The organism is Frateuria sp. YIM B11624 (assembly GCF_049727805.1).
Classification (GTDB): domain Bacteria; phylum Pseudomonadota; class Gammaproteobacteria; order Xanthomonadales; family Rhodanobacteraceae; genus Frateuria_A.
In genome coordinates this window covers 30,814-47,512 of record NZ_JBCNYA010000009.1, presented here as the reverse complement: position 1 = coordinate 47,512, position 16,699 = coordinate 30,814, and the positions used below count along the sequence as shown (strand labels likewise).

Sequence of the window (16,699 nt, the reverse complement as noted above, 5' to 3'; positions counted from 1 at the left end):
AAAAAAATGGCCGCCGGAGGCGGCCATCTGGGAAGACCTGGCTGGAGGGCCGGGCGAGCCCTCCAGCAGGGGTGTTGCTTACAGCGAGAAGTCGTACTGCGCCATGAAGCGAACGTAGCGAGGCTGCTGCCAGTTCGTCGGCTGACGGTAGTTGTAGTCGTAGTAGGTGCCGTATGCGTCTTCGGCAGCTTCGTTGACTTCGGTCACGGTGTGCTTGTTGAACACGTTGTGGACATCCACCGCCAGGGTCAGGCCCTTGGCCCAGCGCGGCTTGTAGTCCACGTTCAGGTCCAGGTTCCAGAGCACCGGAGTGCGACCGGCCGTACCGCGCGGGCTGAGCTTGCCGTTGCAGTAGTAGAACGCGGCGCCATCGCCATAGCCGATGTAGTCGTAGACGTCAGCATCAGGCGTCATGCCGATGCAGCTGATCGGACGGCCGGTCTGGGCCAGCAGGTTGCCGCCCAGGGTCCATTCGTCATTCAGCTGGTAGGCGCCGAATACCTTCAACGTGTGGCTGCGGTCGTTCGGCAGCACGCCGTTGGAACCGGCCGCGAACTCCGGATAGTCGAAGTCCTCGGTGGTGCCGGTGTCGGTCTGGTCGATGGTCGAATTGACCAGGCCCTCGGTGTTGCCGAAGCTGCGCGACCACACGTAGGACGCCCGCATGTACCAGCGGTCGTTGAACTGGTGTTCCAGCGACAGTTCGACCGAGCCGAACGAGCGCTTGGCCTTGGGCTCACCGACGTCCGCGGCGGACAGCTTCACGTGCTCGGGCGTGCCGTCGCCGTTGAGGTCGATGTTCATGTCGATGCCGCTGCCCGGGTTGAACAGGTAGCAGCCCGGCACGTTCGACGGCGCATAGTCCGGCACGTCGGTCATGCCCAGCACTTCCTGCCCATACCGCTGGAACGGACGCCAGTCGCAATCGTCATCGATGGCATTGAGCAGCTTGCGGTACATGGCCTTCACGCCGAAGGTCCAGTTGTCGGCCAACTGCTTGTCGAAGCCCAGGATGAACTCACGCTGCTTGTACGGCTTGAGGTCCTTGGACGAAACCGCCGCCGGGTCCGGCACCGAGCCGTTTTCGCCGTTGGCGAAGTACGGAACGTCATACGCGGTCGTTCCAGGGGCCGGCGCGGACAGGCCGGTCGGCACACCCGTGGTGGGATCGACACCCGTGTAGTAGTAGGTGGTGATCTCGTACAGCGACGCACTGGCGGCGCGCAGGGCCACGTTGGCGGCGATCGGCAGCGAGTAGTCGCCTGCCGAACCATAGACCTTCAGCGAGGAGTCGCCGTTGACGTCCCACGAGAAGCCCAGGCGCGGCTGCAGGATGTTGTCCTGCTTGACGTAGGTGGCACCCGAGCCATTCTTGTTCTCGAAGGTATCGCTGCGCAGGCCGACATAGGCCAGGAAGCGGTCGCTGACGTTCCAGTAGTCTTCCAGGTAGAAGGCCTGCTGGTCGATCTCCACCTGCGCACCGGTCTGGAACAGCACCAGGCGGGCATAGCTGTCCGACGGAGCGCCGGTCGCGCCGACAATGGTGTCGCCGGTTGCCGGGTCGAGGCGCGTGTAATAACGCCAGTAGGCGCCGCCCTCGTAGCCGGAGCTGCCGGTGTCACTGTTCCACTTGTCGTTGCTGTAGCCGAACTTCAGATCGTGGTCGGAGATGCGCCACTCGAGGTCGATGCGACCGGACTTCTTCTCGTCGCCGCCGCCACGCTTGTCATAGCTGGTCGACCAGTCGCAACCGGTGATCGGCGCGATCTGCTGGGCCAGCACCGGATCGCGCGAATCGCGGACCACCGCGCAGCCCGGCTGGTTGAAGTCACCCACCACGCCGTTGTAGGACTCCGGAACGCCCGCGGCGCTGAGGCCGTAGTTGTCGCGGCTGTACTTGAGCTTGCCGTACTGGGCAGACAGGGTCAGCGAATCGGTCAGGTAACCGGTGTACTTCAGGATGTTGACGTTGCCGCCGCTCTTGAACGTCTGCACGCCGGCGTAATCGCCCTTGACCGGCTTCATGTTGTCATCGTAGGTGCCCAGGTAGGACGCCTCGGTGCGGGTCTCGCGGTCGCTGAAGCCGGTGTACTCGAGGATGTTGCTGTCGTTGATGTTCCAGTCCAACTTCACCAGCCAGAACGGATCCTTGTAGTGGTCCTGCAGGTAGCCGCGCGGGACCAGGTAGTCCGGGCCCGTGCCGCCGTTGAAGCCGCCGTAGCTGTCCTGGTTGGTCTTGGTCTTCTGGAACAGGCCGTAGACGAACAGCTTGTCCTTGACCAGCGGACCGCCGATCCAGGCGCTATAGGTGCTCTGGCTCGACTTGTCCTTGCTGTTGTTGGCCGCCAGGTTGCCGTCGTTGTAGTAGACGCTGGGGTCATGGCCACGCAGGGACATCGGCGTCCAGTAGACGTTGGCGCCGCCCTTCCACTCGTTGGTACCGCGCTTGGTGATCACCGAGATCACGCCGCCAGTGGAGAAGCCGTACTGCGCGCCGTAGCCGCCGCTCTTGACTTCTTCCTGGTCGATGCCCTCGAACGGCACTTCGGAATAGGTCAGCGTCTGGAACTGGTTGGTGACGTTGAAGCCGTTGACGTAGTAGCTGTTCTCGGCTGCGGACGCGCCATTGAACACGGCAAGGTTGCCGAACGCCGCGTCGGCCTCGACGGTACCGGGCGCCAGCAGAGCGACCGCGGTCTGGTTGCGCGCCACCGGCAACGTCTTGAGCTGCTCGGCGGTGAATACCGTGGTGGTTTCGACCGAAGACACGTCGATGGCCGGGATGGCCGAAGCCGTCACCTGCACCGTGCCAAGGTTCTGGGCGTTGGTCGCATCGGAGGCCACGTTGAGGTTGTAGCCCTGGCCGGCCACCACGTTGACCGTGCGGGTCGTGGCGCCATTCGGGCCCTGCATCGTCACCGTGTACCGGCCTGGCGGCAGCGAGCCGATGTTGAACCTGCCGTCCGCGCCTACTGTGACCGAACGCGACAGGCCGCTGCTGGTGCTTTCCGCCTGGACGGTCGAACCGGCCGTGGCGTTGCCGTAGATCGTGCCGACCGTACTCTGCGCGAGAGCGGCAGACGAAACAAAACCCAAACCTACCGCCAAGGCGAGCGCAAGCGCGCTGCGGCGTGGCTGCCGTGCTTTGCTGGAAATCATCGATTGTCTCCCCAGATGAACAAGATCGAGGCGCAGGCGCCACCGATCACCCCTCGGAGCGGGCTACCTACAAGACCGTCTCTCCCACGGTCTTGCGATTTGGCGCGCTGCCGATAAAAACAGGACTTCTCCCAAAGCCCTGATCGACGAACCTATGGCGCAGCGCGGGGCCCTGTCAACATTTTTTTCACCACTTGTTATCACATCAATGTCTTACGAGACGCCAAGAACTTGCGGGTGGCGGTGCAATATCGCAACAGCGCCCGGACCCCGCGGCAATCTCTACATGGGCAGCGCATGAGCGCATCTGTTGTGAACGGATTTCGGCCGCGCTTGGGGTGTGCATGCGCCGCGGCCAGTTGCCGCGTGCTATCTCAACCGGGCGCCAGCAAGGCGTCCAGGTCGTCCTGGTCGAAGCTGAGTTTCTCGCGCGCTCCGCCGCCCTCGAGCACGGCCTCGGCGAGCTCCGCCTTGCGCGCCTTCAGTTCCTCGATGCGCTCCTCGACGGTGTTGGCGGTGATCAGGCGGAACACGAACACCGGCTTGTCCTGGCCGATGCGGTGCGCGCGGTCGGAAGCCTGCGCCTCGGCGGCGGGATTCCACCACGGGTCGTAGTGGATCACGGTGTCCGCGGCAGTGAGGTTCAGGCCCACGCCGCCGGCCTTGAGCGAGAGCAGGAACAGCGGCACGTCGCCGTCCTGGAAGCGCTGCACCGGCTCGGCGCGGTCGCGCGTCTCGCCGGTGAGCATCACGTAGCGGATGCGCTTGCGGTCCAGTTCCGTGGCGATCAGCTTGAGCATCTCGGTGAACTGCGAGAACAGCAGCACCTTGCGGCCCTCGGCGAGCAGCGCCGGCAGCATGTCCATCAGCAGCTCGAACTTGGCCGACTCGCGCACGCCGCGCGCGGCCTCCAGCTTGACCAGGCGTGGATCGCAGCAGACCTGACGCAGCTTGAGCAGCGCGTCGAGCACGACGATGCCCGAATGCTGGATACCGCGCTGGGCGATCACCTCGCGCAGTTCGTTGGCGAGGGTCAGGCGCAGGCTTTCGTACAGCTCGCGCTGGCGGCCGTCGAGTACCACGCGGCGGGTGATTTCGGTCTTCGGCGGCAGTTCGGCGGCGACCTGCGCCTTGGTCCGGCGCAGGATGAACGGGGCGAGGCGGCGATTGAGGCGCGCCTGGCAATCCTCGTCGCGCTGCTTCTCGATCGGCACGCGGTAGTGACGGCGGAATGCGCCTTCGTCGCCGAGCAGGCCGGGCACGGCCAGGTCGACCTGCGACCACAGCTCGCCCAGGTGGTTTTCCAGCGGCGTGCCGGTCAGGCAGATGCAGCGTGGCGCGCGCAGGCTGAGCACCGCGCGGCGGGCCTGCGTGCGCGGGTTCTTCACCTGCTGCGCCTCGTCCAGCACGATCAGCGCGAACGGTTGCTTGCGCAGTGCGGACACGTCGCGCGGCAGCAGCGCGTAGCTGGTCAGCACGATGTCCTGCGCGCCCAGTTGAGAGAAATCGCCGCTGCGCTGCGGACCGTGCAGGGCGAGCACCTTCAGGCCCGGCGCGAAGCGCGCGATCTCCGCTTGCCAGTTCGGGATCAGGCTGGTCGGCACCACCACCAGGGCCGGCTGCGCCAGCGCACCGTGCTGCTTGAGCGCCAGCAGGTGGGTGATCAGCTGCAGCGTCTTGCCCAGACCCATGTCGTCGGCGAGCACGCCGCCGACGCCGGCCTCGGCCAGCGCGTTCAACCAGCGCAGGCCTTCGCGCTGGTAGGGCCGCAACTCGACGGTGAGGCCGTCCGGGATGGCGTCGCTGGCGCGCTCGGCGGCGTCGCGCAGGCGCGCGGTGAAGCCGCGCAGTGCTTCCGGCGCGCGCAGCTCGCCGCCGTTGGGCAGGGCCTCGACCAGTTCCTCCAGCCGGCCGGCCTGCACGCGCGGCAGGTGCAGCTTCTTCTTGGGGCGTTCGAGGTATTCCGCCAGCGGCGCGAGCAGGCCGCGCAGCTCCTTCAGGCGCACCGGCACGCGGCGGCGCTCGTCGACCGGCGCGTACCACACGGCGTCTTCCGGCTCGTTCGGCGCGGGGCTCAGGTTCAACTGGTGCTCGGCCAGCGCCTGCGCCACCGCCGGCAGCAGGTTGTGCCGCTTGCCCTCCACCTCGATGCCGATTTCCAGGTCGAAGGCGTGGTCGTCGGCATCTTCGGTGGCGTTGCCGTACCAGCGCACCGGGCCTTCGAGCACCTCGAAGGGGAAGCTCGGCGCGTAGTCGAGCTGGAAGCCTTCGGTTTCCAGCTTGCCGCGCAGGGCCAGCCAGCGGGCGGGCGTGTTCACCTCCAGCGCGCCGGCGTAGCCCTTGCCGGGGAACAGCCAGGCGTCCTCGGGCAAGGTATCGGCCAAGTCCCAAGGCAGGCCCTCGGTGTCCACGCCGGGCGTGAGGCCGGCGCGCTCGAGCTGTTCCATCGCCGAGAGTTCCTCGGCGCGGCGGCGGGCGATTTCGACCAGGTGGCCGTTGCGCACGCGCCGCACCAGCGGCTCGCCGCCGCGGCCGGGCAGGCGCTCGCCGGCGTAGTCGAAGGCCAGCCGCGCGTAGGCCAGCGGCGGCGTGCCGGCGGCCAGGCGCGCGTGGCGGGTCAGCGCGTGCAGGGTCAGCACCGGCTTGGGCGCCAGCTCCGCGCGGCGCAGTTCGTCGAACACCTGCGGCGCGGGCAGGCGCTGACCCAGCGGGCTGTTCTTCAGCGCCTTGAGCAGCGGGCGACCGGATTCGTGCCTGAGCGGCGGCAGGTCCAGCCAGTGGCTCTCGCCGGGCTCGGCCTCGAGCAGGCCCAGCACGGCGCGTTCGCCGTCCAGGTACCACAGGTTGTCCAGCCGGAGCAGGCGCTGGTTGTGGCCCAGGCGGGGCAGCAGCTTCTGGCTGCCGTCGTGTTCGAGGTGCCAGTGCCAGGCGAGCGGATGCGCCTTGCCGCGCGACAGGCGCAGGCCGGCCAGGCCGCCCAGGAAGCACGGCGCGGTATCAAGCATCTGCGCCAGCAGGGCGTCGCCGATGTGGCCGGCCAGGCGGACGTAGCTTCGGCCCTTGCGCACGCTCTGCGGCAGGCCGAGCACGGCGGCGGCCAGGTGCTGTTCGTGCGGCTCGAGCGGCGCATGGGCCAGATGCCGGCTGTCCAGCGGTGCCGGCCGCACGTAACGGCCCTGCTCGGCCACGCCCAGCGCCACCGGCGCGACGTCCAGGTGGGCCCAGGCGGCGCCTTCCTCGGGCACGACCTCGAGGAAGAAGCCCAGCACCTGGGTTTCGGCCGGGGGTGGCGCCGGCGGCTTGAACAGGCGTCGCCAGGCCGGCGGCAAGCCGCCCCCGGCCATGTCCTCCGCGGAGGAGGCACGGTCGGCAGGCTGCTTTTCGTCCGGTTGCTGCATGCGCGTGCGGTCCGCCTTGCCAGCCAAAACCACGAGCTTAGCAAGGGGATGGGTGGCGTGCGCGTGGAGGGCGCAAGTTCGTACGGGTGCCCGACGCAGCAGGCAGGGCCACCCGGACGCGGCTGGTTTCGAATCGCGACGATGGCGCCTCTAGCGAGCCTGCCCCTCACCCCTCATCCTGCAGGGGAGAGGGTGCGATGCGGTCAGGCGTTTTCGAACAGGCCCTGCGGGTACTCGGGTTTCTGTTCGCGGCTCATCAGCAGGCGCACGCCCTCGACCGGGGTGACCTCGCCGTGCAGCACGGCGCGCACGCCGTTGGCGATGGGCAGTTCCAGGCCGTGCTGCTCGGCCAGGCGGGACACCTCGTCGGCGGTGACCACGCTCTCGACCACCTGACCGATCTGCCGGACGGCATCGTCCAGCGCAATGCCCTGCCCCAGCGCCAGGCCCAGCCGGCGGTTGCGCGAGAGGTCGCCGGTGCAGGTCAGCACCAGGTCGCCCAGGCCCGACAGGCCCATCAGCGTCTCCGGGCGCGCGCCGAGCGCCAGGCCCAGCCGCAGCATCTCGTTCATGCCGCGGGTGATCAGCCCGGCACGGGCGTTCAGGCCCAGCTGCATGCCGTCGGCGACGCCGGTGGCCACGGCCAGTACGTTCTTCATGGCGCCGCCGAGCTCGGCACCGAGCACGTCGTTGCCCGAGTAGGCGCGGAAATTGGGCGCGTGCAGCAGCGCGGCGAGCGCCGTCGCGAACGCTTCGTCGTCCGAGTGCACGGTCACCGCGCTGGGCAGGCCGGCGGCGACCTCGCGGGCGAACGAGGGGCCGGTGACCACCGCGGCCGGCCGGCCCGGCAGCTTCTGCGCCACCAGCTCGTGCAGGAAGCGGCCGGTGCCTGGCTCGAAGCCCTTGGTCGCCCAGGCGATCGCGGTGTCGGGCCCGAGCAGCGGCACGAGTTCGTCCAGCATCGCGGCGAAGGCGTGGCTGGGCACCACCACCAGCACGATGTCGGCATCGCGCACGGCCGCAGCCAGATCCGGCTCGTAGGCGAGCTCGGGCGGCAACTCCAGGTCGGGCAGGTAGCGCTGGTTGCGGCGGCTGGCGGCCATCGCCGCCAGCGCTTCACGGTCGCGGCCCCACAGCCGGGTGGTCACGCCGTTGCGTGCGGCCAGTGCCGCCAGCGCGGTGCCCCAGGAGCCGGCGCCGAGCACCGCGAGAATCGGTTGGTCCCGCATGGAGTGCGTCAGCTGTTGAGCGTCGGGGCCTCGCCGCCGCCCGCCATGCGGCGCTGCTGCTCCGCCAACAGGGCGTCGAAGTTGATCGGCTGCAACAGGAACGGCGGGAAGCCGCCCTCCAGCACCAGCGAGGAGATCACCTGGCGGGCATACGGGAACAGCAGGTTCGGGCAGTAGCTGCCGATGATGCCGGCATAGTCCTGCTCGCTGAAACCCGCGATGCCGAACACGCCGGCCTGATGCACTTCGGCGAGGTAGGCGGTGCGCTCGCCGATGGTGCAGGTCAGGGTCAGGCTCAGCACGACCTCGTACAGGTCATTGCCCAGGTCGGTGGCGCGCTGGCCCAGATTCAGCTGCACCTGCGGCTGCACCTGCTCGTTCTCGCCGATCTCCTGGAAGATCTGCGGCGCGTTCGGCGCCTCGAAGGACACGTCCTTGACGTAGATCTTCTGCAGCACCAGCTGCGGCATGGCCTGGCCGGCGGCCTGGTCGTTGGCGGGCGTGACTTCTGCCATGGTGAATCCCTCGAATTCGTGAGTGCGGCGGAGCAAAGGGGACGATTGTTCCATACATCCGGCCGCCCTGCCATCGGGGACGGGCTTGCCGGACTTGCGCAGAGGCCTGTTTTTCCGGGAGAATACGCGGCTCGATTCAGGCCGACCCGGCTTTCCGGGCCTTCCGCGACGCGATGCGGAATGCAAGCCGGCCCCGTTCGAAACGCAACACCCTCCAGCATCGCGTGGCGCCGAGGCGCCGCTGGGCCGATGCCGCCCTGGCCAACGGGCGGTCAAAACACCGATTACGGAGGCCCTCATGGCCCGTGTATGTCAAGTCACCGGAAAGGCCGTGCAGACCGGCAACAACGTCTCGCACGCCAACAACAAGACCCGTCGCCGCTGGTTGCCGAACCTGCACGAGCGCCGCTTCTGGGTCGCCAGCGAGAACCGTTGGGTGAAGCTGCGCGTTTCCAACGCCGCGCTGCGCACCATCGACAAGAATGGCATCGAGGCCGTGATCGCCCAGCTGCGTGCCCGCGGCGAGAAGGTCTGAGGATTGAACCATGGCTAACAAGACCCAAGACAAGATCCGCCTGATCTCCTCGGCCGGCACCGGCCACTTCTACACCACGCAGAAGAACAAGAAGAACACGCCGGAAAAGTTCGAGTTCAAGAAGTACGATCCGGTCGTGCGCAAGCACGTGATCTACAAGGAAGGCAAGATCAAGTGATCTGAAGAAAACCCGCCGCCCGGCGGGTTTTCTTTTGGGGCCGCCCCCAGGCGGCTTGGCACCATCGGGCATGTCCACGGGTCGTGCGCCCGCGCGTTTCCATGAGTTGGCGCGGGCGACCTCGCGCCGCGTTTGCGATCCATCCCCTAGTCTGGTTTCGCAACGCCACCGGAGACACCGCCATGTCCAAGTTTTCCTTCCGCTCCATCTTCGGCCTGGCCCTCGCCCTCGCAGCGACGACGGCCGCGGCCGCCGGCACGGTCAGCGTGCGCTACGACCATCCGGAGAACTTCACCGAAACCAGGGAAGTGCGGGCGTTTGCGCCCATGCGCGCCGACTCCGGCTACCTCGACACCCTCAAGCGCTACATCGAACGGCAGGCGGCGCGCGAGCTTGCGCCCGGCCAGACGCTGGACATCGTCGTCACCGACATCGACCGCGCCGGCTCCTACCTGCCCTCGATGGGTGCGCTGAACCCGGTACGCATCGTCCGGGACGTCTATCCGCCGCGCCTCAAGATGCATTTCCGCCTGCTCGACAGCCAGGGGCGGGTGATCCGCGAGGGCGAGCGCAAGCTCACCGACCTGGGCTTCATGTACGACAGCCCGGGCGGACTGTCCAACACCGATCCGCTGCGCTATGAAAAGCGGATGGTCGACCGCTGGCTCGCCCGAGGCCCGCAGAGCCTCTGAGCCGGTCCGGCCCGTCGCGCACGCCGGGTGTGCCAGCGCTAAGATCCACGCCATGGTGGCGCCTACGGCCCTGTTTCCCGCCCTGCTCGCCGCGGACTGGCATGCGCTGGCCGCGCCGGTGCGGCGCATGCACGGCGACGAGGCCTGCATCCGCGCGCGCGGCCGGGCCGAAGTCGAAGGCGCCGCGCACCTGCCCGCGCGCCTGCTGCGCCGATGGCTGGGGCTGCCGTCGCCGGGACCGGCACAGGCGCTTGAGGTGACGATCGAACGTAACGGCGCAGGCGAGACCTGGACCCGCCGCTTCGGCGCGGTCCGCATGCGCTCGCGCCTCACCGGCGCGGCAGACGGCCGCCGCCTGCATGAAGCGCTGGGCCCGCTACGGCTGCATTTCGAGTTGCGCCGCGACGGCCGGGCGATCGACTGGCAATTGCGCGGCGGCCGCCTGTTCGGCCTGCCGCTGCCGCGCGCCTGCTTTGGTCAGGTGCTCTCCCGCAGCGGCGCCGAAGGCGACCGCTACGCGTTCCATATCGAGACACGCGTGCCCCTGCTGGGAAAGCTCGTGGCCTATCGCGGCTGGCTGGACATCGTGGATGTCGACTGAAGCGCCGGTGATCGTGTTCGACGGTGTCTGCGTGCTGTGCAGCCGCTGGGTGGATTTCGTGTTGAAGCACGACCGCGCCGGCCGTTTCCGGCTCGCCGCCATGCAGGGGACGCACGGACGCGCGCTTCTGCACGTACACGGTTTGTCGCCCGAGGATCCGGCCTCGCTCCTGCTGGTGCAGGATGGACGCGGCCACACCGATACGGCGGCGATCATCCGCATACTGGGCCAGCTCGGTGGCCCCTGGCCGGCCGCCGCCGCGGCGGTCCGGCTGTTGCCGCGGGTCTGCCGCGACCCGGCCTACCGCTGGATCGCCCGTCACCGCTACCGGCTGTTCGGCCGCCGCGCCAGCTGCCTGCTGCCGGATGACTCGCAGGCCTGGCGCTTCCTCGACTAGCCGAGCCGCTCGATGCCGGTGCGCAACGCGTACCCGGCGAACCCCGCTTCGATCCGCTCCAGCACAAGCAGACCCATGCAGGGCATCGCGCCGCGCGCGTCGATGCGGCCCTCGGCCAGTTCCTGCGCCAGCACCACGGCGGGAGTGACCGGGACCTGCGGCCCGTCGCCCGCGTCGGCAGCGAGCCACCAGCGCAGGCGCAGGGGTCGGTTTTCGTGGTCGGCGCCAGACAGTTCCACCACCATGCCGCCGATGTCGGTACCGAAACGGATGAACCGTTCGCTGAAGCGACGCAGCGCAGGGGCCCAGGCGGCGAGATCGCGGATCAGTCCCAACCGCACCAGCACGGCCGCACACCAGGTGCCGGCCTGCAACAACGGCAGCTCCAGCCCGGCGCGGAACAGCACCGTATCCACGCCCGGATAGCGGCCGGGGAACAGCTCCAGGTCGGGCACCTCGCACACGCCCACCCGGCGGCGACCGAAGGGAAAGGATTGCCGCCTGCCGTCCATCCAGCCATGTGCGTGCTGCCAACGCCCTTCCCGCCAGACTCGGATCGGTCGCCCGCAATAGCCGAGAATCGACGCCACGGTGGCATCCCCGCGCGGTGTGCGGTTGCCAGGGTTGATGGCGTGCTCGATGCGGTCGAGTCGCCCGAAGCGCGGCGCCAGCGCATCCACCACCGCCGCGCTGAGCGCCGGGACGCTGGACGCTCCGCTGACCAGCAGGCGCCCGGCGCGGCGCGCGCGCGCATCCAGGCGGGTCATGCCGCAGACGAAGTCGCGACCGTCGGCCAGGTCCACGTAATCGCTGCCCACCGCCAGGCAGGCTTCGGCGACGCGATAGTCCTGGCCCTGGAAAGGGCCCGCCGTGTGGATCACCAGTTGCGGCCGAAGGCGCCCCAGGAGCGCCGGCGCATCCGATCGCCCCATGTCCAGTGAAGCGATCTCGACGCGCTCGTCGCCGAGCTCGGCACGCAGGGCTTCCAGGGGCGCCAGTCGCCGGCCGGCGAGCACCAGCGAAAAGCGCCGGTCATGCGCCAGCCGACGCGCGACGCGCGAGCCGAACACGCCCGTCGCGCCGACCACCACCACTCGCAACGCCATGTCCCAGCCGCTCCATGCCAGCCAAAAAAAAGCCCGCCGGGAGGCGGGCTCTTCCTTGCATCTTAGGCCGCGCGATCAGGCGCTGGCCACCGAGTAGCCCTTCAGCCGCCCGGCGAACTCCTGCAGCGAGCGGATACCGCTCTGCTCGGCCTCGGCGATCCACTGCTGCAGGCCCTTGAGCGCCTGCTCGGCACCGCGCTGCTCCATCAGCGCCGCCAGGCGGTTGCGGAAGTCGCACACGGTGCGCAGGGTCGGGCGCTTGGCCAGCACGGCCTGCAGCTTGGCGCTGCCGTCGTGGTCGAGCCAGCGGCCGCCATCGGCCAATGCACGGCGCAGGCGCCGTGGCACGGCCTTGAGGTTGTCGCCGGCGTGGGCGGCTTCCTCGCGCAGGGTCGGCACGATCACGCCGCGGTAGTAATCGGTCATCGCCTGGAAGCGGTGGGTCAGCACGGCCTTGAGCGTCTCCGCGTCGGGCAGGTTGACGTTCGGACGGATGTCCAGCGTCGGCGCCACGCGCAGCACCTTGGCCAAGCCCACCGAACGCAGCGCGCAGATCACCGCCCAGCCGATGTCGAACTCCCACTTGCGCAGGGCGAACTTGGCCGAGCTCGGGAACGCGTGGTGGTTGTTGTGCAGCTCTTCGCCGCCGATCCAGAAACCCCACGGGATCAGGTTGGTCGCGGTGTCGGCGCTCTCGAAGTTGCGGTAGCCCCACCAGTGGCCGATGCCGTTGACGAAGCCGGCGGCCCAGAACGGGATCCAGATCATCTGCACCGCCCACAGCGCGGCACCGATCACGCCGAACAGCGCCAGGTCGATGATCAGCATCAGCGCCGGGCCCCAGTACGGATGGCCGGTATAGAGCTTGCGCTCGATGAAGTCATCCGGGCAGCCGCGGCCGTACTTCTCCAGGTCTTCCTTCACCTCGGAGGCGTCGCGGTACAGCGACACGCCATCCCAGAACACCTTCTTGATGCCGTAGATCTGCGGGCTGTGCGGGTCTTCCGCGGTTTCCACCTTGGCGTGGTGCTTGCGGTGCACGGCCACCCACTCGCGGGTCACCATGCCGGTGGTCAGCCAGCCCCAGAAACGGAAGAAGTGCTGCACGATCGGATGCAGGTCCACGCCGCGATGCGTCTGGCAGCGGTGGTAGTAGATGGTCACCGTGAAGATGGTCAGCTGGGTGACCACCAGCATGTAGACCAGCATGGCGAGCCAACCGGCGTTCGTCACGCCGTTGGAAAGGAACGTCAGCACCGCATCGAGCATCAGGAAAGCACCGGGGAAGTTGGAAGGCAGTCTATCGGAGGGGTTTCCGTACCCGCCAGCATGGCGCAATGCGCTTCGCGCATGCGTGAAGTGCCCCGCAGGTTCAACAAGCTTGCCCGCGGATCACGTAAAGCGCCCCGCAGGTTGTGTAAAGGTTGGGGCGCCGTGACAATCATGCAATGACTCTGCCACAACCGCTGTTAACGCTTGAGCAAGCCAGCCGCCGCCGCGCCGGCCGACCGGCGGTGCAGGACCTCAGCCTCGCGCTGGAACGCGGCCAGGTACTGGGCCTGCTGGGCGTCAACGGCGCCGGCAAGTCGACCACGCTGTCGATGATCGCCGGTGCGCTGACGCCCGACAGCGGCCGCATCCTGCTCGACGGCGAGGACCTGGCCGAGCACCCGGCACTCGTGCGCCGCCTGGTGGGCTGGCTGCCCGAACGTGCCCCGCTGTGGCAGGAACTGACGGTGGGCGAACATCTGGACGCGCATGGTCGCCTGCGCGGGCTGAAGGGCGCGGCGCTCAGGCAGGCGCGCGTGCGCATGGTCGAACGGCTGGAACTCGCGCCGCTGGAGCGCCGCCTCGCCGGCGTGCTCTCGCAGGGCCAGCGCCAGCGCCTGGGGCTGGCCTGCGCGCTGCTGCACCAGCCGGCGCTGCTGGTGCTGGACGAACCCGGCAACGCGCTCGATCCGGTGCAGGTCGCCGCGCTGCGCGCGTTGATCCGCGAGCAGGCCGCCGCCGGCACCGCGGTGATCCTCTCCACCCACGTGCTGGCCGAAGTCACCGCCGTGTGCGACCGCGTGGCGATCCTGCACGACGGCACGCTGCGCCACGAAGGCACGCTCGCCGCGGACGACCACGCCGCGCTGGAACGGCAGTTCTTCGCCATCGCCACCGCCAGGGCTGCCGCATGAGCGCCCTGGCGGTGACGCGGCTGGAACTGCGCCGGCTGTTCGTGCGCCCGCTCGCCTGGGTGCTCGGCGCGCTGACGCTGGCCTGGCTGGCATGGAATTTCACGCTGATGCTCGGCAGCTTCCTGGCCGCCCAGATCCGCCTCGCCGCGCTGCCCGACGGCCCGGGTTACACCGACCTGGTCGCCGTGCCGCTGCTGGCCAAGCTGGCCGAGCTCGCTTTCCTGGTGGTGCCGCTGTTGTCGATGTCGGCGCTGGCCGGCGAGCGGCGCGAGGGCCGCCTGGCGCTGCTGCTGGGCATGGGCCTCAAGCCCTCACGCATCGTGCTGGGCAAGTACGTGGCCTTGCTGGTGTGGCTGCTGGCCTGGCTGGCGCTGGTGCTGGCGATGCCGCTGTCGCTGGCGCACGCCACCGCGATCGACTGGGGCAAGCTCGCCGCCGCCACGTTGGGCATGGCGTTGCTGCTGGCCTCGCTCGCCGCGCTGGGGCTGGCCTGCTCGGCGTTTGCCTCGCACCCGGCGATCGCCGCAGCGGTCGCCCTGGTGCTCACGCTGGCGCTGATGTGGCTGAACCTCGGCGCGCAGATGGCCGGCGTGGACGACGGCGCGATCAACTGGCTGGCGATGAGCTCGCACCTGCAGCCGCTGCTGCGCGGGCTGGTCGCCAGCCCCGACGTGGTGTGGTTCGCGCTGCTGGCGATCGTCTGCCTGACGCTGGCTACGCGCCGTCTCGCGGCCGAGCGGGAGCGCGGCTGATGAGGACATTCTTCGGACGGCTCGACGGCTGGCTGTTCGCACTGGCGCTGCTCGCCGCCGCGGGCGCCATCGGCTACCTCTCCACCCGCCATGCCTTCGTCGCCGACTGGACCGCGGGCGGCCGCGCCAGCCTGTCGCCGGAGAGCCGCGCGGTGCTCGGCAAGCTCGACGGCCCGGTGGAGATCGTCAGCTACGCCAACCCGCAGGGCGACCTGCGCCAGACCATCGCCGGCTTCCTGGAGCGCTACCGCCGGGTCAAGCCGGACCTCACGCTCCGCTTCGTCGATCCGCAGCAGGACCCGGCGAAGATGCGCGAGCTCGGCGTCACCGTCGACGGCGCCATCATCGTGCACTACCGCGGCCGCGAGCAGCGGCTGGACGAGCTCTCCGAGCGCAGCCTGACCAACGCGCTGGAACGCCTCGCGCGCGGCGGCGAGCGCATCGTCGCGTTCGTCACCGGCGACGGCGAGCGCCGCGCCGACGGTCCGGCCAACGCGGACCTCGGCACCTTCATGGCGCAACTGGAAAGCCGCGGCATGCGCGCGGTGCCGCTCAACTTCGCGCAGGTCACCGCAGTGCCGCAGCACACCGACCTGGTGGTGCTGGCCAGCCCCACGCTCCCACTCGAGACGGGCGCGGTGCGCGCGTTGGTGGATTACCTGGGCAACGGCGGCAACCTGCTGTGGCTCACCGAGCCGGCCAACAGCGACCTGAACCTCGCGCCGCTCGCCGACGCGCTGGGCCTGCGCGTGCTGCCCGGCGTGCTGGTCGACGGCGGCGGCGCGGCGCTGGGCCTGAAGGATCCGCGCATGATCGCGCTCGGCGCCTACCCCGCCCACGCGATCACCCGCGGCTTCCAGCTCACCACGCTGTTTCCGCAGGTTGCCGCGCTGGCGCAGGTGAACCGCAACGATTGGGCGGTGCAGGACTTCCTCGCGTCCGGACCGCAGAGCTGGACCGAGTTCCAGCCGATCGGCAACGACGCCAGCTCGACCATCCGCTACGACGCCGCGGCGGGCGAGCTGAAAGGCCCGCTGCCGTTCGGCCTGGCGCTGTCCCGCCTCTCGCCCAGCCCGGACAAGAGCCAGCAGCGCGTGGTGGTGATCGCCGACGGCGACTTCCTCTCCAACACCTTCCTCGGCAATGGCGGCAACCGCGCGCTGGGCGAGCGCGTGTTCGACTGGCTGCTCGGCGACGACGCGCTGGTGAGCCTGCCGCCGCGCGGTGCGCCCGACCGCGTGCTGGAGCTTTCGCAGACCGAGCTCAACGTCGTCAGCCTGGGCTTCCTGGTCGGCGTGCCGGCGCTGCTGCTGATCATCGGCGGCGTGCTGGTGTGGCGCCGGCGCCGGCGCTGATGCGGCGCAAGGCTCGGCAGCGCTGGATCACGCTTGGCGTCGCGCTCGTGTTGCTCGCGCTGGCCGCGGCGCAATACCTGCACGACCAGCGCCAGGCGCCGGGCACGCTGCTGGCGCTTGATCCGGACACGGTCACCCGGGTGACGCTCACCCTGCCCGGCCAACCGCCCGAGACTTACCGCCGCCACGACGGTCATTGGTGGCAGGCCAATGGACGGCGTGCCGACGACGGCCGCCTGCAGGAACTGACCGGGATCGCGCAGGCGCCGGTGATCGGCTGGCGGCCCGCCGCGGACTTCGACGCCGCCAAGATCGGCCTGGCGCCGCCAGTCGCGCAACTGAAGCTCGACGACCAGTCGCTGGATTTCGGCACTACCGCCGTCACCGGTCCGTTGCGTTACGTGCGCGTGGGCGCGCGCATCGCGCTGGTGCCGTTGCGCTACACGCCGCGCCCGGCCGCGCAGGACGCCGAACGGATCCATTGACGCGACAATGCGCGGGATGCGCTTCAGTCCCCGGCACCGTGAACGCCGCCGGCGCTTGTGGCGCGCGCCGCCGGTCCCATATCGGACGGGTTGAATCTTCTCCGAAGGAGCTCG

The 16,699-nt window shown here is 69.2% G+C and carries 15 protein-coding genes; 9 read left to right on the top strand and 6 right to left on the bottom strand.

The genetic code is table 11. The features are described 5' to 3' along the window. Positions 1-78: 78 nt before the first annotated feature. From AAIL17_RS06340 to secB, 4 genes are all read right to left on the bottom strand, one after another. Positions 79-3,159 carry a TonB-dependent receptor gene (locus AAIL17_RS06340; RefSeq protein ID WP_424681981.1) on the bottom strand — a complete coding sequence of 1,027 codons (3,081 nt, stop codon included), beginning with the start codon at positions 3,157-3,159 and terminating at the stop codon, positions 79-81. A gap of 374 nt (positions 3,160-3,533) precedes the next feature. After that, positions 3,534-6,557 carry an SNF2-related protein gene (locus tag AAIL17_RS06335; RefSeq protein ID WP_424681980.1) on the bottom strand — a complete coding sequence of 1,008 codons (3,024 nt, stop codon included), beginning with the start codon at positions 6,555-6,557 and terminating at the stop codon, positions 3,534-3,536. 203 nt (positions 6,558-6,760) lie between these two features. Continuing rightward, complete coding sequence (locus AAIL17_RS06330; protein ID WP_424681979.1) at positions 6,761-7,786, bottom strand: NAD(P)H-dependent glycerol-3-phosphate dehydrogenase; 1,026 nt, start codon at positions 7,784-7,786, stop codon at positions 6,761-6,763. A gap of 8 nt (positions 7,787-7,794) precedes the next feature. Continuing rightward, complete coding sequence (secB, locus tag AAIL17_RS06325; RefSeq protein ID WP_424681978.1) at positions 7,795-8,301, bottom strand: protein-export chaperone SecB; 507 nt, start codon at positions 8,299-8,301, stop codon at positions 7,795-7,797. Positions 8,302-8,599: 298 nt separating this feature from the next. On the opposite strand from secB, the gene rpmB reads away from it, so the two are divergent. The 5 genes from rpmB (at position 8,600) to AAIL17_RS06300 (ending at position 10,704) form a co-directional block, all read left to right on the top strand. Beyond that, on the top strand, positions 8,600-8,836 hold the full coding sequence (gene rpmB / locus AAIL17_RS06320) for a 50S ribosomal protein L28 (protein ID WP_091337955.1): 237 nt from the start codon (positions 8,600-8,602) through the stop codon (positions 8,834-8,836). A gap of 10 nt (positions 8,837-8,846) precedes the next feature. Further along, positions 8,847-9,014 carry a 50S ribosomal protein L33 gene (rpmG, locus tag AAIL17_RS06315; RefSeq protein WP_017463578.1) on the top strand — a complete coding sequence of 56 codons (168 nt, stop codon included), beginning with the start codon at positions 8,847-8,849 and terminating at the stop codon, positions 9,012-9,014. Positions 9,015-9,196: 182 nt separating this feature from the next. Then, positions 9,197-9,706, top strand: a complete 510-nt coding sequence (locus tag AAIL17_RS06310) for a DUF3016 domain-containing protein (protein WP_424681977.1) — start codon at positions 9,197-9,199, stop codon at positions 9,704-9,706. 52 nt (positions 9,707-9,758) lie between these two features. Next, positions 9,759-10,307, top strand: coding sequence for a DUF4166 domain-containing protein (locus tag AAIL17_RS06305; RefSeq protein WP_424681976.1), 549 nt, complete (start codon positions 9,759-9,761; stop codon positions 10,305-10,307). After that, complete coding sequence (locus tag AAIL17_RS06300) at positions 10,297-10,704, top strand: thiol-disulfide oxidoreductase DCC family protein (RefSeq protein ID WP_424681975.1); 408 nt, start codon at positions 10,297-10,299, stop codon at positions 10,702-10,704. Before AAIL17_RS06305 ends, AAIL17_RS06300 begins: the two co-directional genes overlap by 11 nt. Here AAIL17_RS06300 and AAIL17_RS06295 read toward each other — a convergent pair. Together AAIL17_RS06295 and AAIL17_RS06290 are read right to left on the bottom strand one after the other, a co-directional pair. After that, complete coding sequence (locus AAIL17_RS06295; RefSeq protein ID WP_424681974.1) at positions 10,701-11,810, bottom strand: saccharopine dehydrogenase family protein; 1,110 nt, start codon at positions 11,808-11,810, stop codon at positions 10,701-10,703. The two genes, AAIL17_RS06300 and AAIL17_RS06295, sit on opposite strands and share 4 nt — an antisense overlap. Before the next feature lie 75 nt (positions 11,811-11,885). Continuing rightward, positions 11,886-13,079: a DesA family fatty acid desaturase gene (locus tag AAIL17_RS06290; RefSeq protein ID WP_424681973.1), complete on the bottom strand. Its 1,194-nt coding sequence runs from the start codon at positions 13,077-13,079 to the stop codon at positions 11,886-11,888. A 179-nt stretch (positions 13,080-13,258) separates the two neighbouring features. Between AAIL17_RS06290 and AAIL17_RS06285 the strand changes: the two genes are divergently transcribed. Genes AAIL17_RS06285 through AAIL17_RS06270 form a run of 4 tightly spaced genes read left to right on the top strand, consistent with a single transcriptional unit; the run spans position 13,259 to position 16,585 of the window. Then, positions 13,259-13,993 (top strand): ABC transporter ATP-binding protein, encoded by a 735-nt coding sequence (locus tag AAIL17_RS06285; protein WP_424681972.1) that lies wholly within the window; start codon positions 13,259-13,261, stop codon positions 13,991-13,993. After that, positions 13,990-14,745 (top strand): ABC transporter permease, encoded by a 756-nt coding sequence (locus AAIL17_RS06280; RefSeq protein WP_424681971.1) that lies wholly within the window; start codon positions 13,990-13,992, stop codon positions 14,743-14,745. The genes AAIL17_RS06285 and AAIL17_RS06280 overlap by 4 nt, the downstream gene beginning before the upstream one ends. After that, positions 14,745-16,100, top strand: a complete 1,356-nt coding sequence (locus tag AAIL17_RS06275; RefSeq protein WP_424681970.1) for a GldG family protein — start codon at positions 14,745-14,747, stop codon at positions 16,098-16,100. Before AAIL17_RS06280 ends, AAIL17_RS06275 begins: the two co-directional genes overlap by 1 nt. After that, positions 16,100-16,585 carry a hypothetical protein gene (locus AAIL17_RS06270; RefSeq protein ID WP_424681969.1) on the top strand — a complete coding sequence of 162 codons (486 nt, stop codon included), beginning with the start codon at positions 16,100-16,102 and terminating at the stop codon, positions 16,583-16,585. The genes AAIL17_RS06275 and AAIL17_RS06270 overlap by 1 nt, the downstream gene beginning before the upstream one ends. Positions 16,586-16,699: the final 114 nt, after the last annotated feature.

Bases quoted from the DNA above. Each gene is read 5' to 3' on its own strand.
- AAIL17_RS06340 (WP_424681981.1), bottom strand. From the start codon at position 3,159: ATGATTTCCAGCAAAGCACGGCAGCCACGCCGCAGCGCGCTTGCGCTC.
- AAIL17_RS06335 (WP_424681980.1), bottom strand. From the start codon at position 6,557: ATGCAGCAACCGGACGAAAAGCAGCCTGCCGACCGTGCCTCCTCCGCG.
- AAIL17_RS06330 (WP_424681979.1), bottom strand. From the start codon at position 7,786: ATGCGGGACCAACCGATTCTCGCGGTGCTCGGCGCCGGCTCCTGGGGC.
- secB (WP_424681978.1), bottom strand. From the start codon at position 8,301: ATGGCAGAAGTCACGCCCGCCAACGACCAGGCCGCCGGCCAGGCCATG.
- rpmB (WP_091337955.1), top strand. From the start codon at position 8,600: ATGGCCCGTGTATGTCAAGTCACCGGAAAGGCCGTGCAGACCGGCAAC.
- rpmG (WP_017463578.1), top strand. From the start codon at position 8,847: ATGGCTAACAAGACCCAAGACAAGATCCGCCTGATCTCCTCGGCCGGC.
- AAIL17_RS06310 (WP_424681977.1), top strand. From the start codon at position 9,197: ATGTCCAAGTTTTCCTTCCGCTCCATCTTCGGCCTGGCCCTCGCCCTC.
- AAIL17_RS06305 (WP_424681976.1), top strand. From the start codon at position 9,759: ATGGTGGCGCCTACGGCCCTGTTTCCCGCCCTGCTCGCCGCGGACTGG.
- AAIL17_RS06300 (WP_424681975.1), top strand. From the start codon at position 10,297: ATGTCGACTGAAGCGCCGGTGATCGTGTTCGACGGTGTCTGCGTGCTG.
- AAIL17_RS06295 (WP_424681974.1), bottom strand. From the start codon at position 11,810: ATGGCGTTGCGAGTGGTGGTGGTCGGCGCGACGGGCGTGTTCGGCTCG.
- AAIL17_RS06290 (WP_424681973.1), bottom strand. From the start codon at position 13,079: ATGCTCGATGCGGTGCTGACGTTCCTTTCCAACGGCGTGACGAACGCC.
- AAIL17_RS06285 (WP_424681972.1), top strand. From the start codon at position 13,259: ATGACTCTGCCACAACCGCTGTTAACGCTTGAGCAAGCCAGCCGCCGC.
- AAIL17_RS06280 (WP_424681971.1), top strand. From the start codon at position 13,990: ATGAGCGCCCTGGCGGTGACGCGGCTGGAACTGCGCCGGCTGTTCGTG.
- AAIL17_RS06275 (WP_424681970.1), top strand. From the start codon at position 14,745: ATGAGGACATTCTTCGGACGGCTCGACGGCTGGCTGTTCGCACTGGCG.
- AAIL17_RS06270 (WP_424681969.1), top strand. From the start codon at position 16,100: ATGCGGCGCAAGGCTCGGCAGCGCTGGATCACGCTTGGCGTCGCGCTC.